The sequence below is a fragment of the Pseudomonas sp. BN411 genome (genome assembly GCF_029871235.1).
Lineage (GTDB): Bacteria > Pseudomonadota > Gammaproteobacteria > Pseudomonadales > Pseudomonadaceae > Metapseudomonas.
Genome location: NZ_SSOM01000074.1, coordinates 202,869 through 225,446, shown reverse-complemented (window position 1 = coordinate 225,446; position 22,578 = coordinate 202,869). Strand labels below are relative to the sequence as shown.

Genomic DNA, 22,578 nt, shown 5'->3' with positions numbered 1-22,578 from the left:
TGGGACCACTTCTTCGCCAGTAACTTGGCCGGTATCCCAACCCCTGTCGAGCCCCGCATGAAGAACTTACGCATTCTGGTTCTGGAAGACGAGCCGTTCCAGCGCCTGATCGCGATCACCGCCCTGCGCCAGTTGGGGCTCGAACGCATCCACGAAGCGGCGGACGGTGCCGAAGCGCTGGCCCTGCTGGAAGCCTGTGGCGGCGTGGACATCGTGCTGTGCGACCTGCGCATGGCCGGCATGGACGGCGCGGCCTTCCTGCGTCACGCGAGCGAGGCGGGCGTGGTCCGCTCGGTAATCCTCAGCAGCGAAGTGGACGCCGAAGTGCGCCAGGCCATCAGCGTCATGACCCGCTGTCTGGGCCTGCAATTCCTCGGCGACCTGGGCAAGCCGTTCGACATGGACCGCGCCGCAGCGCTGATCGCACGCCACACCGCCGATTCGGTCACGCCCCCTGCGCCTTGGCAGGCGCCGGATGCCCCCACGCTGGACGACATTCTCCGTGGCCTGGATCAGGGCGAGTTCGAAGCCTGGTTCCAACCCAAATTCCACCTTGGCAACGAGACCTTGCATGGAGCTGAGGTCCTGGCACGTTGGCGTCATCCACAGCGCGGTGTGCTCGCCCCGTCGCAATTCCTGCCGACCATGGAAGCCCACGACCTGATCGACCGGCTGTTCTGGCAGCTCTTCGCCCAGGGCCTCGCGCTGCAGCAGGAGCTCGCCCGCGCCGGACGACGCGTGAACCTGGCATTCAACCTCCAGCCCCGGCAGTTGAGCGATCAAAGCCTCGCCGGGCGCATCGACAAGGCTCTGGCGGATGCCGGTCTCCCCGGTGAAGGCCTGACCTTCGAGCTCACCGAAACAGGCCTGCTGGAAGCCCCTGCGGCGAGCCTGGAATGCCTGGTGAGGTTGCGCCTGCTGGGCTGCGGACTGGCCATGGACGACTTTGGTGCCGGCTACTCGTCGCTGGACCGCCTCTGCGAATTGCCGTTCAGCCAGGTCAAGCTGGACGCCAGCTTCGTTCGCAAACTGATGAACCAGCCACGCACCGGCGCCGTCATCAGCAGCGCCGTTGGCCTGGCCGAATCGATGGACATGACGCTGGTGGTGGAAGGCGTGGAAACCCCCGAGCAACGCGACCAGTTGCTGGCCCTTGGCTGCCAGGTGGCCCAGGGTTACCTCTTCGCCCGCCCGCAGGACCGCGATAGTTTCCTCGACCTGCTGGCCCGCGAGGACAGGTCCGGGCCTCAATGACCGCCAGCGGTCATCCGCGCCATCAGTGCCTGTTCCAGTTCCAGCAGTGCCAGGCGTAGCTCACCCGCAGTCGCGCGCAGTTCCGATGCGTCCGGCGCCGGCGTCTTGCACGCCTGCTCGAGGTTCACGCAAGCGGCGATCAATGGTTCGGCCCGGATGACCCGCGCGGCGCCCTTGAGCCGGTGAGCGAGCTCGGACAGGCCATGGGCATCGCCCTGCTCAGCGAGTTCAGCCAGGGGTCGCATATCCCGGCGATTGGTCTCCAACAGTTCATTCAGCAGGTTGTGGATCAGGCCGGGATCGCCCCCCGTCAATGGCGCCAGCGGCGCGAGATCGAACAACCCCGGCACCTCTGCAGTGGACGGCGTCGGCGAGCTCGCGGCTACCTCGGCTGCCGGCTCTCCACCCTTTGCGGCACGCAGTTTTTCCTCCAGCAGATCGAGCCCGATGGGCTTGATCAGGCAGTCGTCCATTCCCGCCCGGATGCTGCGTTCGACTTCCTCCTGCTGGGCATCGGCGGTCAAGCCGAGAATCAGCGTCGGCGCCCCCTGGGCATCACGCTCGCCTTCACGAATGGCGCGCGCAAGGTCGGCGCCGCTCATGCGTGGCATGTGGCAATCGGTGGCGACGACGTCGAAGCGCCCAGCGCGCCAGAACGCCAGGGCATCCACGCCGTTCTCCGCCTCGACCACCTCGTGACCGAGGAAGCCGAGCTGCTGGGCGAGGATCTGCCGGTTCACCGGATGATCGTCCACCACCAGTACCCGCAGCCTGCGCCGCTCCTGCGCCACCGCCGTCGCGCCGGCAACCGGCTCTTCCACAGGATCGAGGCGATGCAGCCGCAGCTCCACGTCCACCCGCGTACCCCGGCCCGGCGCACTGGTGAGCGTCAGGCGCCCGCCCATCATTTCGCAGAGAGAACGGCAGATGACCAGCCCCAGCCCCGCCCCTTCCGTCTGGTGATAACCCCGCTCGACCTGGGCGAAGGGGCGGAACAAGCGACGCTGGTCCTTCTCGGAAATGCCAATGCCGGTGTCCTCGACGCAGAAGCTCACCCGCAGCAGTCCGGGCTCGGACGCTTCGCCCTCTATCTGCAGGCGAACGCTGCCCTCGCGGGTGAACTTGATGGCGTTGCTGACCAGGTTCGAGAGGATCTGCTTGAAGCGCATGCTGTCCACCAGCACGTCACCCTGGATGCTGGAGTCGATATCCAGCACCAGGCTCAGGCCCTTCTGCCGCGCCAGGCCGTCGAACACCCTCGCGACCGACTCCACCAGCTCACGCAGGTTGGCCCTGTGGGGTGCCAGGCTGAGCCGGCCTGACTCGATCCGGGCGATATCGAGGATGTCGCCGATCAGTACCAGCAGGCTGCGCGCCGAACCGTAGGCGACTTCGATGCTGGAGCGGTCGATGGGCTGGTCCCCGGCGCGCTTGAGCGCCAGTTCGAGAATGCCGATCACCGCGTTCATCGGCGTACGGATCTCGTGGCTCATGGTCGCGAGGAAGGTGGTCTTGGCGCGGCTCGCTTCATCGGCCAGATTCTTCGCGGCCTCCAGCTCCTGCACCAGCTGGCGGTGTCCGGTGACGTCGAGCCAGCCGCAGATCACGCCCTTCACGGTGCCGGTGGAGTCCTGGAAGGGATGGACCCAATGGTCGATCCACAGACTCTGCCCGCCTATCTGCACGGTTCGTACGCCTTGCAGCATCTGACCTTCCGTCATGGCCTGGCGATAGAGCTGCTGGAACTCCGGCGCCGACTCGAAGACCTCCGGAGGCAGCGCCGCAACCGTCCGCCCACGCACCTGCTCCAACGGCAGGCCGATGGCAGACAGGTAGCTGCGATTGCAGGACAGCAGGCGGCCCCCGGCGTCTCGGACATAGAGCGGCGGCGGCATGCTGTCGATCAGGGTCTCGATGAAACGCAGTTCGTCGTTCAACTGGCGTTCCGTGGCCCGGCGCCGGCGCACCTCGCGGCGCTGGTGGAAGACCCAGGCCAGCACCAGCAGCAGCAAAAGCCCGGCACCGATGAGGATGCGCTGGATCAGGGTGCCGTAGTCACGCCAGGTCTGCGGGCTCATCCCCGGACTGCCCCGCCAGGTGTTGGAGATGGCGTTGAGCTGGTCCGGCCCGAGGCTGGCCAGGGTCTTTTCGAGGATGGCGTGGAGTTCGGTATCGGCGCGGCGAACGGCGAAGTTGGCGGTGACCGGCTCGAGCCCGACCAGCCCGCTGATCGCCAGGCGCCCCTGGAACAGCCGCGTGATGTAGTAGCGCGCCGCGCTGATGGGCACCAGCGCGCTATCGGCGCGTCCGTCCGCAACCAGGTGCATCGCGTCCAGGTGGGAGCCGGCATCAGCCAGCTCAAGCGCCGGGTAGATCGCCTTGATCTCATCGCGGGCCACGTTGCCCCTGCTCAACGCCAGGCGCTGCCCCGCTCCGTTCCCCACAAGCGCCACTGCGCCGCTGTCCTGGCCGGAGCGGGCCACCAGCGCGAAGGGCACCCTGGAGATCGGACGGGTGAAGCGCAAGTGCGCCTCTCGCTCCTTGCTCGCGGTGAGGATGGCGAGATCCGCCTCGCCGTCCAGGACGCTGTCGATCTGCCTGTCGATGCCACCGGCCCGGCTGACCGCCTCGAAGCGCAGTCCGGTCCGCAAGGATGCCATTTCAAGCAGGTCGGCAACGATGCCCCGTAATTGCCCGTCTTCATCGAAGAACGCCAGCGGCGCCTTGTCGTCATCGATGACCAGGCGTACCAGCGGATGGCGATCCACCCAACGCTGTTCCTCGGCCGACAACGGCGGCCGCTCGCTGACCAGCGTCATTCCACTGCCCACCCAGCGCCGCGCAACCTCATCCAGTTGCGAGGGACCGATGGCACGCAGGGAGGCATCGATGCCTCGCAGCAGTCGCTGATCGCCCTCGCGCATGATGAAGGCGATGCCGGCATCGGGCTGGTCAATGAAGCGATCGAATTTCACCAGGCCGTAGAAACTGCGATTGAGCTGGAAATAGACCGGCAGCAGGTCACCGAGCAGCAGGTCGGACTGGCCGAAGGCGACCTTGGCCATGGCGTCGTCAACGGACGCGGCGACCACCTGCTGCGCGCCGGGATAGCGCTGACCGAGCGCCTGGTCGTGCCCGGGTACCAGGGCGACGCGCATCCCTTCGAGGTCCGGCGGCAGGACGCGATGGTCGTCGTAGCGGCGGAACAGGGCGAGGCGGTCGGTGGCGAATGCCTGGCTACGTATCGCCGGGGCTTCCCTGCCGTCCTGCCCATCGCCGACGAAGAGATCGATCTCCCCGGCGGCCAGGGCACGCAGCAATGCGGGACGGTCGGAATACTGCCGCAGCCTGATTTGCATGCCGAGCCACTGACTGATCAGCGCAACCGTGTCGGCCGCGATGCCCTCGTAGCTGCCATCGCGCTGGATGATCTCCATGGGGGCCGTGCCGTCGGCGGCCACGCCCAGCACCAGCTCGCGCTTCTGCCGCAGCCAGTGCCAGTCGTCCTCGCTGATGGCGAGGTCCTGCTGATCGACCACCAGTTGGCTGGAAAGGACCAGGCGTTGGACATCCTCGGCAGCAGCGCTGCCCGTGCCGATCAGGGTCATCCAGCACACGAGCCAGAGGCGTCCAACAGACGATCTGAGGAAAGAAGGAATGCGCAACTGGCCAGCCTGCCTGGGTGAATTCAACGATCAGAACCTTAGTCGAAGGGGAAGTCTTTTGTGGCTCTTGCGATGTGGGCGAGAAGTCCGCCTACATGGTCTGTAGGAAAGTTCCTAAACGACCGATCAGAAGTAAAACCAACAATATACTTCCGGCCCTGCGGACCTACTGATTGCTTCGATTCATGCCACTTGACGGAACATCGGCTTTCAAACTTGTTGAAAGTGGGTACGCAGAATTTGGAGAAGTCCGAAGGACAATTCGCTTAATTCTGAAGAAGTTTTCAGAGCGAGCCAACTTGACGTCCTTCAACTCCAAACGCGTTGGACAACCTGCCCCGTCGGGTAGGTGCACCCAGCGAACTTCGAACAACCCCAGCTCCCAACGGCATCTTTCAGAAGGCCACGCGCCGTCCGTATTCATTGGGAAGCCTGACGAGGAGAACCGACGGATGAACAAGGTATTGCTGATCGATAACCAGCCCATGCTCCGCTTTGCCACTCGCGTACTGCTGGAACGCGAGGACTACGAGGTAGTCGGCGAAACGGAAAGCGGCGTCGAAGGCCTCAGCATGGCCCGGTCGCTGCGGCCCGATCTGGTCATCCTGGACATCGCCATCCCCAAACTTGACGGCCTCGAAGTCCTGGGGCGACTCAGCGCCATGGACGCCAACGTGAAGTTGCTGGTGCTCACCTCTCTGCCAGCCTCGCTCTACGCCAACCGCTGCCTGCAGGCCGGCGCCACCGGCTATCTGTCCAAGCAGGAACAGGCGTTCAGCCTGATCTCCGCCGTGCGCTCGGTGCTCTCCGGCTACAGCCTGTTCCCGAGCACCGTGCACCTGCCGGACGCTTCGCAGCCGGGGCAATGCAGCGACAGCTACCTGCTGGACAGCCTCTCCGACCGCGAACTGGCAGTCCTGCAGAATCTGGCCGATGGCAAGAACAACCAGGAAATCGCCAAGCAACTGTTCATCAGCCACAAGACGGTCAGCACCTACAAATCCCGCTTGATGGACAAGCTCAAGACCCGCAACCAGGTCGACCTGATCGACTTCGCACGCCGCTACGTGGTGCCCACTCCCTGAGCATCATGCCTTTCCGGACGCCGCCGCCTCAGCGAGGCGGCGGCAAGCCGATTACACAACCGACATGACGTGGCCGCGGCAGCTCGCAATGAGTCGCCGCGATAGCTTCGATCCGCGCCGCCACGGATGCGTCGAAAACCGCCGAGCGCGACGAACTGGAATCCACGTTCATCAGCATCTGCTCGCTGGCCGCCAACAACTCCTCCCCCTCCCTCAGATACAACCCGTGGTGGATATGCAGCCGCTTGGCGTCGTGGGCGAGCAGTTGGGTGCGCACTTCCACTTCGGCTCCCAGCTTCACCTCGGCCAGATAGTTGAGATGGCATTCCAGCGTGAACAATGTGTGGCCCGTGGTGGCACGACCGCCCTCATCGAGGCCGATCTCGTCCATCAGGGCATCGGTCGCGTAGCTGAAGATCAGCAGGTAGAACGCGTCCCGCAGGTGGCCGTTGTAGTCCACCCAGTCGGGAAGGATGGCAGTGCGGTAGGTGGTGAGGGCGTGACTCATGCAAAAACTCCCAGCGAGGCGCCCTCTCCCCAACCCTCTTCCTGAAGGGAGAGGGGGTCAGCACGGAGTGGCGGGAAGGTTTGAGGTTAGTCGGCGAAGGCGAAGCCGTGATTGGCCTTGGTTTCCTTGATGGCACCGAGCACCGCCAACAGGCAATCGTCACGGTAGCGTTCCAGCTCGGCAATGCTACGTGAACCCTGCTGCTCGGACGTGCCTTCCACTACCCGGTCGATCAAGGTATCGGTCAATTCCGGCGCCGGCAGGTAGGTCCAGGGCAATTGCAGCGCCGGGCCGAACTGCGCCATGAAGTGGCGCATGCCGGCATTGCCGCCCGCCAGGGTGTAGGTCAGGAAGGTGCCCATGAAGGACCAGCGCAGCCCGGCGCCGAAACGGATGGCGTCGTCGATCTCGCCGGTGCTGGCCACGCCGTCGTTGACCAGGTGCAGCGCCTCGCGCCAAAGCGCTTCCAGCAGGCGGTCGGCGATGAACCCCGGCACTTCCTTGCGCACGTGCAGCGGACGCATGCCAAGCGCGGTGTAGATCTCGATGGCGGCCTGCACGGCCTCCGGAGCGGTCTTCTCGCCGCCCACCACTTCCACCAGTGGCAGCAGGTAGACCGGGTTGAACGGGTGACCGACCACGCAGCGTTCAGGGTGCGCGGCGTCGGCGTAGAACTCGCTGGGCAAGAGGCCCGACGTGCTGGAACCGATGATCACATCCGGGCGCGCCGCCGCGCTGATCTTCGCGTGCAGATCGAGCTTGAGGTCGAGTCGTTCCGGGGCGCTTTCCTGGATGAAGTCGGCGTCCCGCACGCACTCCTCGATGGTCGCGACGAAGCGCAGGCGATCCTGGGAAGCGCCGGGTGCCAGGCCCTGTTTCTGCAGCGCTGGCCAGGCATTGGCGATGCGCGCGCGCAGGGCGGCTTCGGCGCCAGGGGCCGGGTCCCAGGCGATGACATCGAGGCCGTGGGCCAGCGCGCGGGCGATCCAGCCGCTGCCGATGACACCGCTGCCGAGAGCGGCGAAGGTCTTGATCTGAGTAACGAAGGACATGGTGGCTCCTGATGGGCGAATGAATGGAGAGTGGGGAACTCCGAGTGCTATCCGGCTTCCCTCACCCCCGGCCCCTCTCCCAGAGGGAGAGGGGAGAAAAGTCCGTGCGGGCGGTCAGCGCGGCTTCAAGTTCATCTTCTTGCGGCCCTCGGCCGGGGTCAGGGCGCGACCGCCAAGGCGTTCGATGATCTCGATGGCGCGTTCCACCAACTGGCCATTGCTGGCGTGTACGCCACGGTCGAGCCAGATGTTGTCCTCCAGGCCTACCCGCACGTTGCCGCCCAGCAGCATCGCCTGGGCCACCATCGGCATCTGCGAGCGACCGATACCAAAGCCTGCCCAGGTGATGCCCGGTGGCAGGTTGTCGGCCATGGCCTTCATGGTGGTGGTATCAGCCGGCGCGCCCCACGGAATCCCCAGGCAGATCTGGATCAGCGGGTCTTCCAGCAGGCCTTCCTTGAGCATTTGCTTGGCGAACCAGAGGTGGCCGGTGTCGAAGATTTCCAACTCGGCCTTCACGCCCAGCTCGGTGATGCGCTTGGCACCGGCGCGCAGCTGGGCCGGAGTGGAGACGTAGATGAAGTCGCCATCGCCGAAGTTCAGGGTGCCGCAGTCCAGGGTGCAGATTTCCGGCAGCAGTTCTTCCACGTGGGCCAGGCGCTCCAGCGGTCCCACCAGGTCAGTGCCGGTGCCGAATTCCAGGGGCTGCTCGCCCTTGCCGATTTCCAGGTCGCCACCCATACCGGCGGTGAGGTTGATGATGACGTCGGTATCGCTTTCGCGGATGCGTTCCACCACTTCGCGGTACAGGGCCACATCGCGGCTCGGCTTGCCGGTCTTCGGGTCACGCACATGGCAGTGAGCGACGGTGGCGCCGGCCTTGGCCGCTTCGATGGCGGCGGCGGCGATTTCCTTCGGGGTGACGGGAATGGCCGGGTGCTTGCCGACGGTATCGCCGGCGCCGGTGACGGCACAGGTGACAATGACTTCGTAGTTCACGGTTGTTTCATCCTTCTGCGAGGCGATCGGAAACCGTGCGCGGGGCAATCCGCGCATGGGGTGTATCGGGTTCATTCGCAGCCGGTAGGGTGGGCTTTAGCCCACCATCGAGCCGGCAGGTGGGCTGAAGCCCACCCTACTTCAAGGAGGCGAAGGCGCTTTCGACGCCGTTCTTGCCGTCGAAGGTGGTGACCCCGGCGAGCCAGCCCTTGACCACTTCCGGATTGGCCTTGAGCCACTGGCGGGCGACCTTGGCTGGGTCTTCGCGGTCCATGATCGGCTGCATCAGCTGGGCTTCCTGGTCGCTGGTGAAGCGCAGGTTGGCCAGCAGGCGATCGGCGTTGGGGCAGCGCTGGGCGAAGTCCGGCGCGGTGACGGTGGAGACGGTGGCGGCGCCATCATTGGGGCCGAACACGTCCTCACTGCCGGTGAGGTAGGTGATGGGCATCTGGATGTTCATCGGGTGCGGTTTCCAGCCGAAGAACACCACCGGCTTGTTGTTCTTCACCGCACGCTTGACCGCGGTGAGCATGGCCGCCTCGCTGGACTCGATCAGCTTGAAGCCGCCCAGGCCGAACTGGTTGGTGTCGATCATCTTCTGGATCGCGGTATTGGCGCCGGAGCCGGATTCGATGCCGTAGATCTTGCCGTCCAGCTGGTCCTTGAATTTCGCGATATCGGAGAAGGTGCGCAGGCCCTGCTCGGCTGTGTAGGTGGGCACCGCGAGTACGGCGATGGCGTCATTCAGCGAGGGTTCGGCGGCAACTTTCACCGATTTGGAAGCCAGGAACGGCTTGATGTTGTCGTCCATGATCGGCTTCCAGTAGCCGAGGAAGACATCGATCTGTTTCTTCTGGATGCCGGCGAAAATGATCTGCTGCGAGGCCTGGGTCTGGGTGGTCTGGTAACCCAGGCTGCCGAGCAGTTCGTTGGTGACGGCGGTGGTGGCGACGACGTCGGTCCAGCCGACCACGCCTACGCGGATCTTCTGGCAACTGGCGTCTTCGGCGGCGAGTGCGGCGGTGGTGGAGAGGGCGAACAGACAGCAACCAGCGAATGCGGTGAGACGTTTCATTGATGCTCCCCTTGCGGCCAAACGGTTATTTATTTGTTGTGCAGGAGCCGGGGCCCGGACAGATCGAGAGCTACTGCGTTCGATCTGTCCGGCAACTCCTTCCGTTTTCGGGCGCCACTACAACCCGATGGAGACAAATTACTCAGCGTCCGAACCCGCGATTCGAACTAAAACGACTACCTGTTGAACAGGAACGACCACCTTTCTTGCACGCGGCTGCGTAGTGTTTTTTAGTGCCTTATCCCCTTCGCGGAAAGCGGCCATGCCACAGACGTTCAGCTTCCTCCTGCTGCCGGGCTTTTCCATGATCGGCCTGATGTCGGCGGTCGAGCCCCTACGGGTGGCCAATCGCTTTCGGAGTGAGCTCTACCGCTGGCGCCTGCTGAGCCTGGATGGCGGCCCGGTGCCGGGGAGCAATGGCATGTCGCTGAACGTGGATGGCGGGCTGGACTCACCGCCAGAAGGCGATTGCCTGTTCGTGGTGGCCGGCTTTGAGCCGCTGGCCAGTTTCGGCCCACGCCTGGCCCACTGGCTCAATCGTGCCGAACGCGACGGTCTGCTGCTGGGGGGCATCGATACCGGCAGCTTCGTCCTGGCCGAGGCCGAACTGTTCAACCGTCAACGCCTGACCCTGCACTGGGAAGCCCTGGAAGCCTTCCACGAACGCTACCCGGCGCTGAACGTCACCCAGGAGCTGTTCGAGATCGACGGCAAGCGGATCACCAGCGCAGGGGGAACCGCCAGCCTCGACCTGATGCTCACGCTGATCGCCCGCAGCCACGGCGAAGCCCTGGCGCTGCAGGTGTCGGAGCAGTTCGTACTGGGCCGCATCCGCACCCAGCAGGACCATCAGCGCATGCAGATCGCCAGCCGCTTCCACGTGCATAACAAGAAGGTGGTGCAGGTGATTGGCGAGATGGAGCGGCACAGCGAGACGCCCCTGAGCTCGCGGGAACTGGCCGAGCGGGTGAGCGTCACCCCGCGCCAGCTGGAGCGGCTGTTTCGTTTGCACCTGAAGGAAACGCCGTCGAATTTCTACCTCGGCCTGCGCCTGGACAAGGCCCGCCAGCTATTGCGCCAGACCGACATGAGCGTGTTGGAAGTCGCCCTGGCCTGTGGCTTCGAGTCGTCGTCCTACTTCTCCCGTGCCTACCGAGCACGCTTCGCCACCTGCCCGAGCCAAGACAGGCATGAGCATCCGGATCCGGAGCCTGCTCGCCAGATAGGTTGAACCAAGAACCTGTGGGGGCGAATTCATTCGCTATGCAGGACGCAGTCCTGCCCTGAAGCCTTGTAAGGGGCAGCTACGCTGCCCTAAGCGAATGAATTCGCCCCCACAAGAGAGAAGGGCCCCCACGGTTGGCTACACAGCCCTCCCCTGCTCCGCCAGCGCCTGCTGCACCAGGGGGTGCAGACATTCGCCATGGTGCTCTACCTGCCAGGCCATCAGTTCAATGCGCATGGCCGGCGTCCAGAAGCTCTGCAGGTGCGTGCGCACCCCCTTCACCGCTTGCTCCTTGTCCGGTTCGGAGGCGAAGAACTGGGCGATCTGGTTGGCCATCTTGATCAGGTTGTCGGTGCTCATCGGCGTACCTCGACTTTTTCGGTCCTGCGGCGATCCTTGAGCAGGCGCCGCTGTTCGTCACTGAACTCTTGATAGCGTTTCTGCCATTCGGAGGGGTGGTAGACCCGCGTCACCTCCACGGCCGTCACCTTGTACTCCGGGCAGTTGGTGGCCCAGTCGGAGTTGTCGGTGGTGATCACGTTGGCCCCCGATTCGGGGAAGTGGAAGGTGGTGTACACCACCCCCGGCGCCACCCGCTCGCTGACCTTGGCACGCAGCACCGTCTGTCCGGCGCGGCTGCCCACGCCCACCCAGTCGCCCTCGGTGATGCCTCGGCTCTCGGCATCGGTCGGGTGGATCTCCAGGCGGTCCTCTTCATGCCAGGCGACGTTGTCGGTGCGCCGGGTTTGGGCGCCGACGTTGTACTGGCTGAGGATGCGGCCGGTGGTCAACAGCAGCGGATAGCGGCTATTGACCTTCTCTTCGGTGGGCACGTAGCCGGTGAGCATGAAGCGTCCCTTGCCCCGCACGAATTCCTCGATGTGCATGGTCGGCGTGCCATCCGGCGCGGCGTCGTTGCAGGGCCATTGCAGGCTGCCGTGACGATCCAGTTCGGCATAGCTCACGCGGGTGAAGGTCGGGGTCAGGCTGGCGATCTCGTCCATGATCTGGGACGGGTGCTTGTAGTCCATCTTGTAGCCGAGGGCGTTGGCCAGCAGCTGCGTCGCCTCCCAGTCGGCCTTGCCGCCCAGCGGGTCCATCACCTTGCGCACGCGGGAGATGCGTCGCTCGGCGTTGGTGAAGGTGCCGTCCTTCTCCAGGAAGGAGCTGCCCGGCAGGAAGACATGGGCGAACTTGGCGGTCTCGTTGAGGAAGATGTCCTGCACCACCACGCATTCCATGGCCGACAGGGCGGCGGTGACGTGCTGGGTGTTGGGGTCGCTCTGGGCGATGTCCTCGCCCTGGCAGTAGAGCGCCTTGAAGGTGCCGCCGAGGGCCGCCTCGAACATGTTGGGGATGCGCAGACCCGGATCGGGCTGCAGGGTCACGCCCCAGGCCTGCTCGAACTGGGCGCGCACGGTGTCGTTGGAAACGTGGCGATAGCCGGGCAGTTCATGGGGGAACGAACCCATGTCGCAGGAGCCCTGCACGTTGTTCTGCCCACGCAGCGGGTTCACGCCAACGCCCTCGCGGCCGATGTTGCCGGTGACCATGGCGAGGTTGGCGATGCCCATGACCGAGGTGCTGCCCTGGCTGTGCTCGGTCACGCCCAGGCCGTAGTAGATGGCCGCGTTGCCGCCGGTGGCGTAGAGCCGTGCAGCGGCGCGGATGTCGTCGGGCGACACGCCGCAGATCGGCCCCATGGCCTCGGGGGAGTTTTCCGGCAGGCTGACGAAATCGCGCCAGCGGGCGAAATCAGTCGCTTCGCAGCGAGCATCCACGAAGTCCTGTTTGACCAGGCCTTCGGTGACGATCACGTGGGCCAGGGCGTTGAGCATGGCCACGTTGGTGCCCGGACGCAGCGCCAGGTGCAGCTCGGCGCGGGCGTGGGGCGAATCCACCAGGTCGATACGGCGCGGGTCGATGACGATCAGCCGCGCACCCTCGCGCAGACGGCGCTTGAGCTGGGAGCCGAACACCGGGTGGGCGTCGGTGGGGTTGGCGCCGATCACCAGCACCACGTCGGCCTGCATCACTGAGTCGAAGCTCTGGGTGCCAGCCGACTCGCCCAGGGTCTGCTTGAGACCGTAGCCGGTGGGCGAGTGGCAGACACGGGCGCAGGTGTCGACGTTGTTATTGCCGAAGCCGGCGCGCACCAACTTCTGCACCAGGTAGGTTTCTTCGTTGGTGCAGCGGCTAGAGGTGATGCCGCCGATGGAGTCGCGCCCGTATTTGAGCTGGATGCGACGGAATTCGCTGGCCGCGTGGTTCACCGCTTCTTCCCAGCTGACTTCCTGCCAGGGATCGCTGATGTGCTTGCGGATCATCGGCTTGGTGATGCGGTCCGGGTGGGTGGCGTAGCCGAAGGCGAAACGGCCTTTCACGCAGGAATGGCCGTGGTTGGCCTGGCCGTTCTTGTCCGGAACCATGCGCACCAGTTGGTCGCCCTTCATTTCGGCTTTGAACGAGCAGCCCACGCCGCAATAAGCGCAGGTGGTGATGACGCTACGCTCGGGCTGGCCAAGTTCGACCACGCTCTTTTCCATCAGGGTGGCGGTTGGGCAGGCCTGTACGCAGGCGCCGCAGGACACGCATTCGGAGTCGAGGAAGTTCTCGCCACCGGCCGCCGCCACGCGGGACTCGAAACCACGCCCGCTGATGGTCAGGGCGAAGGTGCCCTGGGTCTCCTCGCAGGCGCGTACGCAGCGGTTGCAGACGATGCACTTGCTCGGGTCGTAGTCGAAATAGGGGTTGGAGACGTCCTTCTGCTCGTCCAGGTGGTTGGCGCCGTCGTAGCCGTAACGCACCTCGCGCAGGCCCACCTGGCCGGCGACGGTCTGCAGCTCGCAGTTGCCGTTGGCCGAGCAGGTCAGGCAGTCCAGCGGGTGGTCGGAGATGTACAGCTCCATCACATTGCGACGCAGGGTGGCGAGCTTGGGCGTCTGGGTGTGGACCACCATGCCTTCGGTCACCGGCGTGGTGCAGGAGGCCGGATAGCCGCGCATTCCGTCGATTTCCACCAGGCACATGCGGCAGGAACCGAAGGCTTCCAGGCTATCGGTAGCGCACAGCTTGGGAATGGTGGTGCCGAGCAGCGCGGCGGCGCGCATCACCGACGTGCCGGCGGGCACGCTGATCTCGCGGCCATCGATGGTCAGGCTGACCTGCACGTCGCTTTCGCGGGCCGGGGTGCCGAGATCGATGTCGCTGGCGGGGTCGAAGATAGTGATCATTGGTCGGCCTCCGAGGTCTCCAGACCGAAGTCGGCGGGGAAGTGCTTGAGCGCGCTGGTTACCGGGTAGGCGGTCATGCCACCCAAGGCGCAGAGCGAGCCGTACGTCATGGTGTCGCAGAGGTCCTTGAGCAGCAGGGCCTGCTCCTCGCGAGCGGTGATGTCCGTGGCGGCGATCAGGCGGTCCACCACTTCCACGCCGCGGGTCGAGCCGATGCGGCAGGGTGTGCACTTGCCGCAGGATTCCTCAGCGCAGAACTGCAGGGCGAAGCGGGCCATATGGGCCATGTCCAGGCTGTCGTCAGCCACCACCACGCCGCCGTGGCCGAGCATCGCGCCCATGGCGGCGAAGGCCTCGTAGTCCAGCGGCGTATCGAATTGCGACGGCGGCACCCAGGCACCCAGCGGTCCACCTACTTGAGCAGCCTTCAGCGGGCGGCCGCTGGCGGTACCGCCGCCATAGCCCTCCACCAGCTCGCGCAGGCTCAGACCGAAGGCGCGCTCCACCAGCCCGCCATGGCGGATATTGCCGGCGAGCTGGAAGGGCATGGTGCCCAGCGAGCGACCCATGCCGAAGTCCCTGTAGAACTGCGCGCCACGGGCGAGAATCACCGGCACCGAGGCCAGGGTGAGCACGTTGTGGACCAGCGTCGGAAGGCCGAACAGGCCCTGCAGCGCGGGCAGCGGTGGCTTGGCACGGACCACGCCGCGCTTGCCTTCCAGCGAATCCAGCAGGGCGGTTTCCTCACCGCAGATATAGGCACCAGCGCCTACGCGCACGTCGAGGTCGAAGGCCCGGCCGCTGCCACCGACGTTGGCGCCTAGGTAGCCGGCCTCGCGGGCGATCTCGATGGCCGCGCGCAGGTTATCCACCGACTGCGGGTACTCGGAGCGCACGTAGATGTAGCCCATGGTGGCGCCGACGGCGAGGCCGGCGATGGCCATGCCCTCGATCAGCAGGAAGGGGTCGCCTTCCATCAGCATGCGGTCGGCGAAGGTGCCGGAGTCGCCTTCGTCGGCATTGCAGACCACGTACTTCTGCGCGGCGGCGGCGCCACGCACGGTGCGCCACTTGATGCCTGCCGGGAAGGCTGCGCCGCCCCGACCACGCAGGCCGGAATCCAGCACGGCGGTGACGACGTCATCGCCGCTCAAACCAATCGCGCGCGCCAGCCCTTCGAAACCGCCGTGGGCGCGGTAGTCATCCAGGGATAGCGGCCGGGTGATGCCGGCGCGGGCGAACAGCAGCCGTTGCTGGCTCTTCAGGTATGGCAGTTCCTCCACCGGCCCCAGGGCCAGCGGATGGGTGCTGGCGTCGCCCTGCAGGGCGTCCAGCAGGGACGGCACGTCCTCCGGCGCAACCGGGCCGAAACCCAGGCGACCTTCGGCGCTTTCCAGCTCCAGCAGCGGTTCCAGCCAGTAGAGGCCACGGGAACTGGTGCGTTTGATTTCCAGCGGCAGCTTGCGTTGCTCCGCTTCGCGGGCGAGGGCCGTGGCCAGGTCGTCGGCACCAACGGCGCGGGCTACGGAATCGCAGGGGATGCACAGCGTCAGCATGAACCGTCCTCCAGGCAGCCCTTCACCAGCGCACTCAGGCGCTCGGGGGTCAGTCGCGCATGCAGGCGGCCGTCCAGTTCCAGAGCCGGCGAGCAGGCGCAGGCGCCCAGGCAGTAGACCGGCCGCAGGCTGATCTGGCCGTCGGCACTGGTGCCGTGGTCGTCCAGTTCCAGCTCTTCGCGCAGCTGCGCGGACAGGCGCTCGGCGCCCATGCTCTGGCAGGACTCGGCGCGGCACAGGCGCAGGGTATGGCGTGCCGGCGGCGTGGTGCGGAAGTCGTGGTAGAAGCTGATCACCCCGCGCACCTCGGCCAGGCTGAGGTTCAGGGCGTGGGCGATCTCGGGAATAGCGACATCGGGGATGTACCCCGCGCCTTCCTGGATGGCGTGGAGGATCGGCAGCAGGGCACCGGGGGTGTCCTTTTCGCGTTCCAGCACGCTCTGGATCAGAGGCAGGTGAAGCGTCTCATCAGGCATACAGCGTTCCTCTGCTTCACGGGCGACGGGCTGAATTCAGTCGTCCGGAGGTCTCGGCTGCGGCTCACTCGCCACGTCACGGAGCGTGGCCTGTGGTGGCCGTCCTAGCGCCCCGAAGCGCATCTACGCGCGCTGGTCCGGGACATTCGAGGAGCTTGCCATCCCCGTCATTCGGAGATTTCACCCCAGCGACCCTGCGTATCCTGAAACCGACGCAGGCCGACGGAGCGCTCCGTACCTTCCTTTATAGGCGCTCAGGAACGATGCCTGGAGAAGCGCAGACCTGCGGCTTTGCTGTGGGGGCGAATTCATTCGCGACGGGCGGCACCGCCGCCCCATTTCCGGCCTGAAGGCAGGCCTACGGCTTGCATAGCGAATGAATTCGCCCCCACAAGAGCAAGGCCAACCCCCGCAAAAACGGCAGTTCCGAACCCTACTTGCCCATTCGCGACCGGCTTGACGCTTTCGGCAATACCCCGGTCGCTTTTGCGCGATAGCGCCGAATTCCCCAGGGATATGCTCCCCTCAAAGCGCCGGCAGAAGATTCGGCGCATGCATAACAGGGGACAGCCTGATGAGCCCAGCCGAACTGCACGCCGACAGCATCGTCATCGACGGTCTGATCATCGCCAAGTGGAACCGTGAACTCTTCGAAGACATGCGCAAGGGTGGCCTGACCGCCGCCAACTGCACCGTGTCGGTGTGGGAGGGCTTCCAGGCGACGGTGAACAACATCACCGCGAGCAACAAGCTGATCCGCGAGAACAGTGACCTGGTGATCCCGGTGCGTACCACCGCCGACATCCGCAAGGCCAAGGAACTGGGCAAGACCGGCATCCTCTATGGTTTCCAGAACGCCCACGCGTTCGAAGACCAGATCGGCTACGTCGAGGTGTTCAAGCAGCTGGGCGTTGGCATCGTGCAGATGTGCTACAACACCCAGAACCTGGTGGGCACCGGCTGCTACGAGCGTGACGGCGGCCTGTCCGGTTTCGGTCGCGAGATCGTCGCCGAGATGAACCGCGTCGGCGTCATGTGCGACCTGTCCCACGTGGGTTCCAAGACCTCCGAAGAGGTCATCCTCGAATCCAAGAAGCCGGTCTGCTACTCCCACTGCCTGCCGTCCGGCCTGAAAGAACACCCGCGCAACAAGTCCGATGAAGAACTGAAGTTCATCGCCGACCACGGCGGTTTCGTCGGCGTGACCATGTTCGCCCCCTTCCTGGCCAAAGGCATCGACTCGACCATCGACGACTACGCCGAAGCCATCGAGTACGTGATGAACATCGTTGGCGAAGACGCCATCGGCATCGGTACCGACTTCACCCAGGGCCACGGCAAGGAATTCTTCGAGTGGCTGACCCACGACAAGGGTTACGCCCGCCGCCTGACCAACTTCGGGAAGATCGTCAACCCGCTGGGCATCCGCACCGTGGGCGAGTTCCCCAACCTCACCGAAACCCTGCTCAAACGCGGTATGCCCGAGCGCGTTGTGCGCAAGGTCATGGGCGAGAACTGGGTCCGTGTGCTGAAGGACGTCTGGGGCGAGTGATCGCTCTTCTCCCCTCTCCCTCTGGGAGAGGGGCCAAACCCTCACCCCAACCCTCTCCCAAAGGGAGAGGGGGTTAATGAAGCCCGCAGCCGGGCCCAAATCGAATTCCGGAGCTAGAACAACATGGCCAAACACGCCCCTGAAATGCCCATCGAAGTCGACAGCGAAACCGGTGTCTGGACCACCGACGCCCTGCCGATGCTGTACGTGCCCCGTCACTTCTTCGTGAACAACCACATGGGCATCGAAGCCGAGCTGGGCCCGGAGCGCTACGCCGAAATCCTCTACAAGGCCGGCTACAAGTCCGCCTGGCACTGGTGCGAGAAAGAAGCTGAATGCCACGGCCTGGAAGGCGTAGCGGTGTTCGAGCACTACATGAAGCGCCTGTCCCAGCGCGGTTGGGGCCTGTTCCAGATCGAGTCCATCGACCTCGACAAGGGCACCGCCCAGGTCCGCCTGAAGCACTCCGCGTTCGTGTACGTGTACGGCAAGGTGGGCCGCAAGGTCGACTACATGTTCACCGGCTGGTTCGCCGGCGCCCTGGATCAGATTCTCCAGGCCCGCGGCAGCAGCGTCCGCACTGTCGCCGAGCAGGTGTACAGCGGCTCGGAAGAAGGCCACGACGACGGCCTGTTCATCGTCAAACCTCTGTAAGGCGAGGCTAGGGCAATGGCATTCGAAGCAATGTTCCAGCCGATCCAGATCGGCAAACTCACCATCCGCAACCGTGTGCTCTCCACCGCGCACGCCGAGGTCTACGCCACTGACGGCGGCATGACCACCGACCGCTACGTGAAGTACTACGAAGAGAAGGCCAAGGGCGGCATCGGCCTGGCCATCTGCGGCGGCTCGTCGGTGGTGGCCATCGACAGCCCGCAGGAGTGGTGGAGCTCGGTGAACCTGTCCACCGACCGCATCATCCCGCACTTCCAGAATCTGGCCGACGCCATGCACAAGCACGGCGCCAAGATCATGATCCAGATTACCCACATGGGCCGCCGCTCCCGCTGGGACGGCTTCAACTGGCCGACCCTGATGTCGCCGTCCGGCATCCGCGAGCCCGTGCACCGCGCCACCTGCAAGACCATCGAGGTGGAAGAGATCTGGCGTGTGATCGGCAACTACGCCCAGGCCGCGCGCCGGGCGAAGGAAGGCGGCCTGGACGGCGTTGAGCTGTCCGCCGTGCACCAGCACATGATCGACCAGTTCTGGAGCCCGCGCGTCAACAAGCGTACCGACGAGTGGGGCGGCACCTTCGAAGGCCGCATGAAGTTCGGCCTGGAAGTGCTGAAAGCCGTTCGCGCTGAAGTCGGCGACGACTTCTGCGTCGGCATGCGTATCTGCGGCGACGAATTCCACCCGGACGGCCTGTCCCACGAGGACATGAAGCAGATCGCCAAGTACTACAGCGACACCGGCATGATCGACTTCATCGGCGTGGTTGGCTCGGGCTGCGACACCCACAACACCCTGGCCAACGTGATCCCGAACATGAGCTTCCCGCCGGAGCCCTTCCTGCACCTGGCGGCCGGCATCAAGGAAGTGGTCAACGTTCCGGTCCTGCACGCGCAGAACATCAAGGACCCGAATCAGGCCACCCGTATCCTGGAAGGCGGTTACGTGGACATGGTGGGCATGACCCGCGCCCACATCGCCGACCCGCACCTGATCGCCAAGATCAAGATGGGCCAGGTGGACCAGATCAAGCAGTGCGTCGGCGCCAACTACTGCATCGACCGCCAGTACCAGGGCCTGGACGTACTCTGCATCCAGAACGCCGCCACCTCCCGTGAATACATGGGCGTGCCGCACATCATCGAGAAGACTACCGGCGTGAAGCGCAAGGTAGTGATCGTCGGCGGTGGCCCGGCAGGCATGGAAGCGGCCCGCGTAGCGGCCGAACGCGGCCACGACGTGACCCTGTTCGAGAAGAAGGACCAGCTCGGCGGCCAGATCACCATCGCCGCCAAGGCACCGCAGCGTGACCAGATCGCCGGTATCACCCGCTGGTACCAGCTGGAGATCGCTCGCCTGGGCGTCGACCTGCGCCTGGGTACCGCGGCCAACCCGGAAGCCATCCTCGACCTCAAGCCGGACATCGTCGTCCTGGCCAACGGCGGTCATCCGTTCCTGGAGCAGAACGAGCACTGGGGCGCGGCTGAAGGCCTGGTAGTGAGCAGCTGGGATGTGCTCGACGGCACCGTGGCGCCGGGCAAGAACGTGCTGGTCTACGACACCATCTGCGAATTCGGCGGCATGTCGGCGGCGGACTTCCTGGCCGACAAGGGCGCCCAGGTTGAAATCGTCACCGACGACATCAAGCCGGGCATCGCCATGGGCGGCACCACCTTCCCGACCTACTACCGCAGCATGTACCCGAAAGAAGTGATCATGACCGGCGACCTGATGCTGGAAAAGGTCTACCGCGAGGGTGACAAGGTGGTGGCGGTGCTGGAGAACGAGTACACCGGCGCCCGCGAGGAGCGTGTGGTGGACCAGATCGTCATCGAGAACGGCGTGCGCCCGGACGAGGGCCTGTACTACGCGCTCAAGGACGGTTCGCGCAACAAGGGCCAGATCGACGTCGAGGCGCTGTTCGCCATCAAGCCGCAACCTTGCCTCAGCGAAACCGGCAGCGGTTACCTGCTGTTCCGCATCGGCGACTGCGTGGCCCAGCGCAACACCCACGCGGCGATCTACGACGCCCTGCGTCTGTGCAAGGACTTCTAAGCGCCCACACGGACGGCCCCCTCTCCCGCTTGCGGGAGAGGGCGGGGGGAGAGGGCAAGCCGGCAACCCCTGCGTTTTCGGCATCCCCCTCTCCCTAACCCTCTCCCTCAGGGAGAGGGGACTGGTTCGGAGCACCCCTTTCGGTCCCTGCAAGGAGACCAACTAGAATGCTGAACACCCTTCTTCCCATCCTGCTCTTCGCCGCCCTCGGCCTTGCCGTGCTGGGCGCCGCGAAGCGCTTCTTCATGTGGCGCCGGGGCCGACCCTCCAAGGTCGACTGGATCGGTGGCCTGATGAAGATGCCGCGCCGCTACCTGGTGGACCTGCACCATGTGGTCGAGCGCGACAAGTACATGTCCAAGACCCACGTGGCCACCGCCGGTGGTTTCGTGCTGTCGGCCGTGCTGGCGATCGCGGTGCATGGCTTTGGCCTGCAGAGCCGGATCCTCGGCTTCGCCCTGCTGGCCGCCACCGTGCTGATGTTCGTTGGCGCACTCTTCGTCGCCAAACGCCGTCTCGATCCGCCGTCCCGTCTGTCCAAGGGCCCGTGGATGCGTCTGCCGAAGAGCCTGCTGATGTTCGCGGCGAGCTTCTTCATCGCCACCCTGCCGGCGGCCGGCATCCTCCCGGAAGGCTTCGGCGGTTGGTTCCTCGCCGGCATCCTCACCATTGGCGTGGCCTGGGGCGTGTCCGAGCTGTTCCTCGGCATGACCTGGGGCGGCCCGATGAAGCACGCCTTCGCCGGTGCCCTGCACCTGGCCTGGCACCGCCGCGCCGAGCGCTTCGGCGGCGGCCGCTCCACCGGCCTCAAGGCGCTGGACCTGGAAGACCCCAACGCGCCGCTGGGCGTGGAAAAACCCACTGATTTCACCTGGAACCAGCTGCTCGGCTTCGACGCCTGCGTGCAGTGCGGCAAGTGCGAGGCCGTGTGCCCCGCCTTCGCTGCCGGCCAGCCGCTGAACCCGAAGAAGCTGATCCAGGACATGGTCATCGGCCTGGCCGGTGGTGACGACGCCAAGTTCGCCGGCAGCCCCTACCCGGGCATCCCGCTGGGCGAGCACGCTGGCGGCCCGCACCAGCCGATCGTGGTCCAGGGCGGCAAGGGCCTGGTGGAAGCGGACACCCTGTGGTCCTGCACCACCTGCCGTGCCTGCGTCGAGGAATGCCCGATGATGATCGAGCACGTCGACGCCATCGTCGACATGCGCCGCCACCTGACCCTGGAAAAGGGCTCCACCCCGAACAAGGGTGCCGAGGTGCTGGAAAACCTGATCGCCACCGACAACCCCGGCGGCTTCGCCCCCGGCGGCCGCCTGAACTGGGCTGCGGACCTGAACCTGCCGCTGATGAGCGAGAAGAAGCAGGCCGAGGTGCTGTTCTGGGTCGGCGACGGTGCCTTCGACATGCGCAACCAGCGCACGCTGCGCGCCTTCGTCAAAGTCCTGAAAGCTGCCAACGTCGACTTCGCCGTACTCGGCCTGGAAGAACGCGACAGCGGCGACGTAGCCCGCCGCCTGGGTGACGAAGCCACCTTCCAGAACCTGGCCAAACGCAACATCGCCACGCTGAACCAGTACAAGTTCAAGCGCATCGTCAGCTGCGACCCGCACAGCTTCCACGTGCTGAAGAACGAGTACGGCGCATTGGGCGGCCATTACGAAGTCCTGCACCACAGCACCTACATCAACGAACTGATGCAGCGCGGCAGCCTCAGCCTCGGCCAGCACAAGGGCGGCAGCGTGACCTACCACGACCCGTGCTACCTGGGCCGCTACAACGGCGAGTACGAAGCCCCGCGCGCCGTGCTCAAGGCCATCGGCATCGAGGTCAAGGAAATGGAACGCTCCGGCTTCCGTTCCCGTTGCTGCGGCGGTGGCGGTGGCGCACCGATCACCGACATCCCCGGCAAGCAGCGGATCCCGGACATGCGCATGGTGGACATCAAGGAAACCGGCGCAGAACTGGTAGCCGTGGGCTGCCCGCAGTGCACCGCAATGCTCGAAGGCGTGGTCGCCCCGCGCCCGGAGATCAAGGACATCGCCGAACTGGTGGCGGATGTGCTGATCGAGGTGCCGGCGGAAGTAAAAAAGCCGTCGGCGGCTAAAGCTGCCGTGGAGGTGGCGTGATGCATATCCCAGCCCCGGTAGCAGGTGTAGGAGCGAGCTTGC

At 65.2% G+C, this 22,578-nt stretch carries 16 protein-coding genes; 7 read left to right on the top strand and 9 right to left on the bottom strand.

Features of this window, described 5'->3' with window-relative positions; all coding sequences use genetic code 11:
- Positions 1-57 precede the first annotated feature (57 nt).
- Entirely contained in the window at positions 58-1,254 is a 1,197-nt protein-coding gene (locus tag E8F06_RS21920) for an EAL domain-containing response regulator (RefSeq protein ID WP_280370973.1), read from the top strand.
- Here the strand turns inward: E8F06_RS21920 and E8F06_RS21915 are convergent.
- The gene (locus E8F06_RS21915) at positions 1,248-4,862 is read right to left on the bottom strand and encodes a transporter substrate-binding domain-containing protein (RefSeq protein ID WP_280370971.1); all 3,615 of its coding nucleotides are present in this window, start codon (positions 4,860-4,862) and stop codon (positions 1,248-1,250) included. The genes E8F06_RS21920 and E8F06_RS21915 overlap by 7 nt on opposite strands.
- Positions 4,863-5,371: 509 nt before the next feature.
- Here E8F06_RS21915 and E8F06_RS21910 point away from each other — a divergent pair.
- A complete protein-coding gene (locus E8F06_RS21910; protein WP_190834783.1) occupies positions 5,372-6,004 on the top strand; it encodes a response regulator transcription factor in 633 nt (210 codons plus the stop codon).
- A 28-nt stretch (positions 6,005-6,032) separates the two neighbouring features.
- Here the strand turns inward: E8F06_RS21910 and E8F06_RS21905 are convergent, their stop codons facing one another.
- From E8F06_RS21905 to choX, 4 genes are all read right to left on the bottom strand, one after another.
- Positions 6,033-6,512 (bottom strand): thioesterase family protein, encoded by a 480-nt coding sequence (locus tag E8F06_RS21905; RefSeq protein WP_280370968.1) that lies wholly within the window; start codon positions 6,510-6,512, stop codon positions 6,033-6,035.
- A gap of 86 nt (positions 6,513-6,598) precedes the next feature.
- Entirely contained in the window at positions 6,599-7,564 is a 966-nt protein-coding gene (locus tag E8F06_RS21900; RefSeq protein ID WP_280370966.1) for an L-carnitine dehydrogenase, read from the bottom strand.
- A 114-nt stretch (positions 7,565-7,678) separates the two neighbouring features.
- Positions 7,679-8,563 (bottom strand): 3-keto-5-aminohexanoate cleavage protein, encoded by an 885-nt coding sequence (locus E8F06_RS21895; RefSeq protein WP_280370964.1) that lies wholly within the window; start codon positions 8,561-8,563, stop codon positions 7,679-7,681.
- A 136-nt stretch (positions 8,564-8,699) separates the two neighbouring features.
- On the bottom strand, positions 8,700-9,638 hold the full coding sequence (choX, locus tag E8F06_RS21890; protein ID WP_280370962.1) for a choline ABC transporter substrate-binding protein: 939 nt from the start codon (positions 9,636-9,638) through the stop codon (positions 8,700-8,702).
- A gap of 262 nt (positions 9,639-9,900) precedes the next feature.
- Between choX and E8F06_RS21885 the strand changes: the two genes are divergently transcribed.
- Positions 9,901-10,869, top strand: a complete 969-nt coding sequence (locus E8F06_RS21885) for a GlxA family transcriptional regulator (RefSeq protein ID WP_280370961.1) — start codon at positions 9,901-9,903, stop codon at positions 10,867-10,869.
- A gap of 132 nt (positions 10,870-11,001) precedes the next feature.
- On the opposite strand, the gene E8F06_RS21880 is transcribed toward E8F06_RS21885, so the two are convergent.
- The 4 genes from E8F06_RS21880 to E8F06_RS21865 are packed head-to-tail and all read right to left on the bottom strand — an operon-like array spanning position 11,002 to position 16,128.
- Complete coding sequence (locus E8F06_RS21880) at positions 11,002-11,223, bottom strand: formate dehydrogenase subunit delta (protein WP_077520446.1); 222 nt, start codon at positions 11,221-11,223, stop codon at positions 11,002-11,004.
- The gene (gene fdhF / locus E8F06_RS21875) at positions 11,220-14,096 is read right to left on the bottom strand and encodes a formate dehydrogenase subunit alpha (RefSeq protein WP_280370960.1); all 2,877 of its coding nucleotides are present in this window, start codon (positions 14,094-14,096) and stop codon (positions 11,220-11,222) included. The genes E8F06_RS21880 and fdhF overlap by 4 nt, the downstream gene beginning before the upstream one ends.
- Positions 14,093-15,652 carry an NADH-quinone oxidoreductase subunit NuoF gene (locus E8F06_RS21870; protein WP_280370958.1) on the bottom strand — a complete coding sequence of 520 codons (1,560 nt, stop codon included), beginning with the start codon at positions 15,650-15,652 and terminating at the stop codon, positions 14,093-14,095. The genes fdhF and E8F06_RS21870 overlap by 4 nt, the downstream gene beginning before the upstream one ends.
- Entirely contained in the window at positions 15,646-16,128 is a 483-nt protein-coding gene (locus tag E8F06_RS21865; protein WP_280370956.1) for a formate dehydrogenase subunit gamma, read from the bottom strand. The genes E8F06_RS21870 and E8F06_RS21865 overlap by 7 nt, the downstream gene beginning before the upstream one ends.
- A gap of 574 nt (positions 16,129-16,702) precedes the next feature.
- On the opposite strand from E8F06_RS21865, the gene E8F06_RS21860 reads away from it, so the two are divergent.
- From E8F06_RS21860 to dgcB, 4 genes are all read left to right on the top strand, one after another.
- Entirely contained in the window at positions 16,703-17,680 is a 978-nt protein-coding gene (locus E8F06_RS21860) for a dipeptidase (RefSeq protein WP_044871141.1), read from the top strand.
- Between the two features lie 123 nt (positions 17,681-17,803).
- Positions 17,804-18,334, top strand: a complete 531-nt coding sequence (locus E8F06_RS21855) for a 4-vinyl reductase (RefSeq protein WP_280370954.1) — start codon at positions 17,804-17,806, stop codon at positions 18,332-18,334.
- 15 nt (positions 18,335-18,349) lie between these two features.
- Positions 18,350-20,410 (top strand): dimethylglycine demethylation protein DgcA, encoded by a 2,061-nt coding sequence (gene dgcA, locus E8F06_RS21850; protein ID WP_280370952.1) that lies wholly within the window; start codon positions 18,350-18,352, stop codon positions 20,408-20,410.
- A gap of 167 nt (positions 20,411-20,577) precedes the next feature.
- Entirely contained in the window at positions 20,578-22,536 is a 1,959-nt protein-coding gene (dgcB, locus tag E8F06_RS21845; RefSeq protein WP_280370950.1) for a dimethylglycine demethylation protein DgcB, read from the top strand.
- Positions 22,537-22,578: the final 42 nt, after the last annotated feature.

What these genes read in the sequence shown, in the direction of transcription:
- E8F06_RS21855 (WP_280370954.1), top strand. Translation starts at nt 17,804, where the DNA reads ATGGCCAAACACGCCCCTGAAATGCCCATCGAAGTCGACAGCGAAACC.
- E8F06_RS21915 (WP_280370971.1), bottom strand. Translation starts at nt 4,862, where the DNA reads ATGACCCTGATCGGCACGGGCAGCGCTGCTGCCGAGGATGTCCAACGC.
- E8F06_RS21860 (WP_044871141.1), top strand. Translation starts at nt 16,703, where the DNA reads ATGAGCCCAGCCGAACTGCACGCCGACAGCATCGTCATCGACGGTCTG.
- E8F06_RS21900 (WP_280370966.1), bottom strand. Translation starts at nt 7,564, where the DNA reads ATGTCCTTCGTTACTCAGATCAAGACCTTCGCCGCTCTCGGCAGCGGT.
- E8F06_RS21920 (WP_280370973.1), top strand. Translation starts at nt 58, where the DNA reads ATGAAGAACTTACGCATTCTGGTTCTGGAAGACGAGCCGTTCCAGCGC.
- E8F06_RS21885 (WP_280370961.1), top strand. Translation starts at nt 9,901, where the DNA reads ATGCCACAGACGTTCAGCTTCCTCCTGCTGCCGGGCTTTTCCATGATC.
- E8F06_RS21870 (WP_280370958.1), bottom strand. Translation starts at nt 15,652, where the DNA reads ATGCTGACGCTGTGCATCCCCTGCGATTCCGTAGCCCGCGCCGTTGGT.
- E8F06_RS21865 (WP_280370956.1), bottom strand. Translation starts at nt 16,128, where the DNA reads ATGCCTGATGAGACGCTTCACCTGCCTCTGATCCAGAGCGTGCTGGAA.
- E8F06_RS21905 (WP_280370968.1), bottom strand. Translation starts at nt 6,512, where the DNA reads ATGAGTCACGCCCTCACCACCTACCGCACTGCCATCCTTCCCGACTGG.
- dgcB (WP_280370950.1), top strand. Translation starts at nt 20,578, where the DNA reads ATGCTGAACACCCTTCTTCCCATCCTGCTCTTCGCCGCCCTCGGCCTT.
- E8F06_RS21910 (WP_190834783.1), top strand. Translation starts at nt 5,372, where the DNA reads ATGAACAAGGTATTGCTGATCGATAACCAGCCCATGCTCCGCTTTGCC.
- fdhF (WP_280370960.1), bottom strand. Translation starts at nt 14,096, where the DNA reads ATGATCACTATCTTCGACCCCGCCAGCGACATCGATCTCGGCACCCCG.
- dgcA (WP_280370952.1), top strand. Translation starts at nt 18,350, where the DNA reads ATGGCATTCGAAGCAATGTTCCAGCCGATCCAGATCGGCAAACTCACC.
- choX (WP_280370962.1), bottom strand. Translation starts at nt 9,638, where the DNA reads ATGAAACGTCTCACCGCATTCGCTGGTTGCTGTCTGTTCGCCCTCTCC.
- E8F06_RS21880 (WP_077520446.1), bottom strand. Translation starts at nt 11,223, where the DNA reads ATGAGCACCGACAACCTGATCAAGATGGCCAACCAGATCGCCCAGTTC.